Source organism: Aminobacter sp. P4_H6_2 (assembly GCF_056400805.1).
In genome coordinates, this window is sequence record NZ_JBFUKO010000437.1 from 1 (window position 1) to 4,630 (window position 4,630).

2 protein-coding genes are annotated in these 4,630 nt (G+C 65.0%); both read right to left on the bottom strand.

The window, feature by feature from the left end; translation table 11 throughout:
- Positions 1-20 precede the first annotated feature (20 nt).
- Positions 21-3,533 (bottom strand): indolepyruvate ferredoxin oxidoreductase family protein, encoded by a 3,513-nt coding sequence (locus tag AC1DUU_RS23720; protein ID WP_476785834.1) that lies wholly within the window; start codon positions 3,531-3,533, stop codon positions 21-23.
- Positions 3,534-3,542: 9 nt separating this feature from the next.
- A partial coding sequence (locus AC1DUU_RS23725) for an FAD-binding oxidoreductase (protein ID WP_476785835.1) occupies positions 3,543-4,630 on the bottom strand: 1,088 nt, incomplete at its 5' end.

A 4,630-nucleotide genomic window follows, 5' to 3' on the forward strand; every position in this document is an offset into this window, starting at 1 on the left:
ATCGATCAGCCGTGATCGATTCAGCCTATTGATGCTACCGAAGTGAGGCTCAGGCCGCCTGCGATTTCCGCGGCTTCCGCAAAGGCTGCGAGCAACTCGACCTTGCGATTTTCAAAACGCTCAACAGATGCGAGCTTCACGTGTCCGTAACCGCGGATCTCGTCCGGCAGTGCCGCGAGTTCGGTCGCGGCGCGCAGATTGTCCGCCGAAAGCCGCGTGATCAGGTCTTCGACCAGCGCGACATAGTCGGCGGTCAGGCGCCGCTCCATCTTGCGCTCGGCGGTGCGGCCAAACGGATCGAAGCGCGTGCCGCGCAGGCCCTTGAGACGGGCGAGCACCGCGAAGGCTGGCTCGATCCAGCGGCCAATGGCGATCTTGGCCGGATGGCCGGTGCGCGGATCGGTGCGGGTCAGCATGGGCGGCGCCAGATTGTACTGCAGCTTGAAGTCGCCTTCGAACTGCTCGGCGAGCTTTTGCCGGAACGCCGGATCTCGATGCAGCCGCGCCACTTCATATTCATCCTTGTAGGCCATCAGCTTGAAGGCGGCCTTGGCGACCGCATGGGCGAAGGCTTCCTGCCCTGGCACAGCAATCGCCGTCTCGGCACGCCGCGCTTTATCGACCAGCGCACGATAGCGCCCGGCATAAGCGGCGTTCTGATAGCCGGTGAGGAAATCAACGCGGCGCGCGACGATCTCGTCGAGAGTCTTTGCCTCGCCGGCGGGCAACGACAGGACGCCCGCCTGCCGGCTGACGAAGTCCATATCCTCGGCCGAGCGCCGGCCCCACGCAAAGGCGGCACGGTTCATGGCGACGCCAGCGCCATTGAGGTCGATGGCCTTTTCGATCGCCTCGCGGCTGATCGGCACAAACCCCTTTTGCCAGGCGTGGCCCAGCAGGAACATGTTGGCGGCAATGGCGTCGCCGAAGACCGCGGTCGCGAGCTTCATGGCGGGCAAAGTCGTGAGCGCGTCCTCGCCACCGGCATTGCGCAACCGCCGCAAAGTGGCACTTTCGCGGAAGTCGATGGTGGTGTCTTTCACAAAGGATGCAGTCGGGGCGACATGGTCGTCGACCACGGCCTTGGTCCGACCCTTGCCGAAGGTGGCGATGGCGTTCTGCGATGCTGCGACCACAAGATCGAAGCCGAGCACCAGATCGGCCTCGCCGGGCCCGATGCGCGCCGCGTTCAGCATTTCGGGTTGCCGGGCAAGCCTTATATGCGAGACCACCGCACCGTTTTTCTGCGCGAGGCCGGTCTGGTCGAGTGTCACCAGCGACAGCCCGTCGAGATGGGCGGCTTGTGAGAGGATCGCGCTGACCGTTATGACGCCTGTGCCGCCGATGCCAGTGAGCAGCACGCTATAGGGCTCGTTGCCCAGGGCAGGGCGATTGGGCTCGGCAAGGCTGGCATCTACGCCACCGGCGGCCTTGGCGCGCGGCTTGCGCAGGCGTCCGCCTTCAATGGTGACGAAGCTGGGGCAAAAACCCTTGGTGCAGGAAAGGTCGGTGTTGCAGCTCGACTGGTTGATGGCGCGCTTGCGACCGAACTCGGTCTCGCGCGGTTCGATGGAAATGCAGTTCGACACCGCAGAGCAGTCGCCACAGCCTTCGCAGACCAGTTCGTTGATGAAGGCGCGCTTGGGCGAGACGGGGTAGGTGCCGCGCTTGCGGCGGCGGCGCTTTTCGGCGGCGCAGACCTGATCGTAGACCAGCACCGTGACGCCCTCGACCTCGCGCAACTCGCGCTGCACCTGATCAAGCTCGTCGCGATGGCGTACATTGACCGAGCGCGGCAGCTCGCCAGCCAGCAGCTGTGGCCGTTCGGAAACGACGACGACCTGCTTGGCACCTTCAGCCAGGACCTGGCCGACGATCGAGGCCACCGAGAGCTCGCCGTCATGGCGCTGGCCGCCCGTCATGGCGACGGCGTCATTGTAAAGGATCTTGTAGGTAGCGTTGACCTTGGCGGCGATGCCTGCGCGGATGGCGAGCAGGCCGGAATGGAAATAGGTGCCGTCGCCCATATTGACGAAGATGTGCTTCTCGTCGGTGAAGGGCGACAACCCGATCCACGAGCCGCCTTCGCCGCCCATCTGGGTGAAAGTCGAGGTGTCGCGCTCCATGCCGATCACCATCATGTGGCAACCAATGCCGGTCGAGGCGCGGCTGCCCTTGGGCACGACTGTCGAAGTGGAGTGCGGGCAGCCCGAGCAGAAATAGGGCTCGCGGTTGAGTAGGCCGGGCTCAACAGGGGAGGGGAGCCCGACGGTTGACAGCTGTACAGCGCGCGCGGCAAGGCCAGCATCTTTCGGGCCAAGCCATTGCAGGATGGCGCGGGCCACCGACAGCGCGCCGATTTCGCCGATCGACGGCAGAAGAGGGGATCCGTCCGGGCCCGTCTTGCCAAACACCTGCGGCCGGCGGTCGCCGGCCAGGTTGAACAGCTGCGACTTGATCTGCTCTTCGATGACGGGGCGCTTTTCCTCGACAACGAGGACCTGTTCCAGCCCGTCAGCGAATTCGCGCAAGCCTTCCGGTTCCAGCGGCCAGACCATGCCGACCTTGTACAGGCGGAGGCCGAGTTCGGCGGCGCGGGCTTCATCGATGCCAAGTAGCGACAGCGCGCCCTTGAGGTCGAGCCAGGATTTGCCCGTCGAGACAATGCCGAGCCTTGCCTTGGAGGAGGGCCAGACCTGCCGGTCGAGGCGATTCGCACGGGCGAAGGCCAGCACTGCCGCAAGCTTGGTCTCGAGCCTGCGCTCCATCGCCTGCTGCCCGTCGGGCCATCGCATCGACAGGCCATCAGCCGGCAGGGGCAGGTCGGGCGTGACGATCTCAAGGCGCGTCGGATTGAGGTCGACGCTCGCCGAGCATTCGACGATTTCGGTTTGGCACTTGAAACCGACCCAGGCGCCGGAATAGCGGCTCATCGCCCAGCCGAGCAGCCCGTAGTCGATATATTCACCGACGCCCGCCGGCGACAGCAGCGGCACCATGGCCGAAATCAGATTGTGCTCGCTCTGGTGCGGCAAGGTCGAGGACACCGCGCCGTGGTCGTCGCCGACGAGCAGCAGCACGCCGCCATGCTTGCTGGTGCCGACAGCGTTGGCGTGACGGATGACGTCCATGGTGCGGTCGACGCCGGGGCCCTTGCCGTACCACATCGAAAAGACGCCATCGTAACGCGCGCCAGGAAACATGCCTGTCTGCTGCGTGCCCCACACAGCAGTCGCCGCCATGTCCTCATTGAGGCCGGGCTGGAAAACGACGTGGCTGGCCTTGAGATATTTCTTGGCGCTGCCCATTTCGCGATCGAAGCCGGCTAAGGGTGAGCCGCGATAGCCCGAGACATAGCCCGCCGTGTTAAGGCCAGCCGCGAGGTCGCGCTGGCGCTGGACCATCGGCAGGCGCACCAGCGCCTGCGTGCCGGATACAAGGATACGTCCGCGCTCGAGCGTGTAGCGCTCGTCGAGCGCTGAGGGCATGTCGACCTTTTGGGCGCCATCATCGGGGGACTTCACTGCAGTCATGGTGGATTCTCAGACGTTGAGCGGGGCAGGCGGCATGTCGAAGATGCGGCCCGGATTGAGGATGTTACGCGGGTCAAGCGCTGCCTTGAGACGGCGCATCGCAGCGAGTTCGGCGGGCGTCCGCGCCAGATGCAGATAGGCCTTCTTGTCGAGACCGATGCCGTGCTCGGCCGAGATCGAGCCACCCGTTTGCGCGACGCTGTCGAACACCGCCTTGGCGACCTCATTGGGCCTGTCGGTGCGCACGACATAATGCAGGTTGCCGTCGCCGAGGTGGCCGAAGACATAGTCCCGCRCCACTGGGTCGGCGCGCGTCTGGCCTGCCTTGGCCAGATCGAGGAACTCGCCCATGCGCGGCAGCGGCAGGCTGACATCGAGACTGAGCATCGCGCCTTCGGCAAACAGGAAGCGGTTGCAGTCGTCGCGCAGGGTCCACAGCGCCTGGAACTCGCGCTCCGACTGCGACAGCACGACATCCTCGACCAGCCCGTCCTCGATCGCTTGCGAAAGGGCCTCGGTGAAGGCTTCCTCGTCCGCGCCCGGCGCCATGCCCTGGATGTCGGTCAGCACATAGACAGGCGATGAAAGCGCAACCGGAGCGGTCAGCCCGAGGGACGAGACCATGTCGCCCATCAAAGGCGCCAGGATGACTTCGAAGCCGGAAAGCAGATTGCCAAGACGGCCACGCAGGAATTTGAGCAGGCCAAAGGCCGCATCGAGCGAGGGCACCGAACAGAAGGCGGCCGACTGGGTGACGGGCTTGGGATGTAGCTTGAGGCAGGCGCGAGTGACCACRCCGAGCGTGCCTTCGCTGCCRATGAAMAGCTGGYTSAGATCGTAKCCGGAATTGTCCTTGGCAAGCCCKTKSAGTGAGGACAGCACCGTACCGTCGGCRAGCACSGCYTCCAGYCCSAGMACCTGGGCGCGGWAMWTGCCGTAGCGCAGCACGCGRATGCCACCSGCATTGGTGGCGATGTTGCCGCCGAYSGTSGCSGTGCCRCGCGCGCCGATGTCGACGCCAAAGACCAGCCCCGCCGCATCGGCTTTTTCCTGCACGATCTGCAAAGGAACACCGGCCTCGGCGATGATGGTACCGG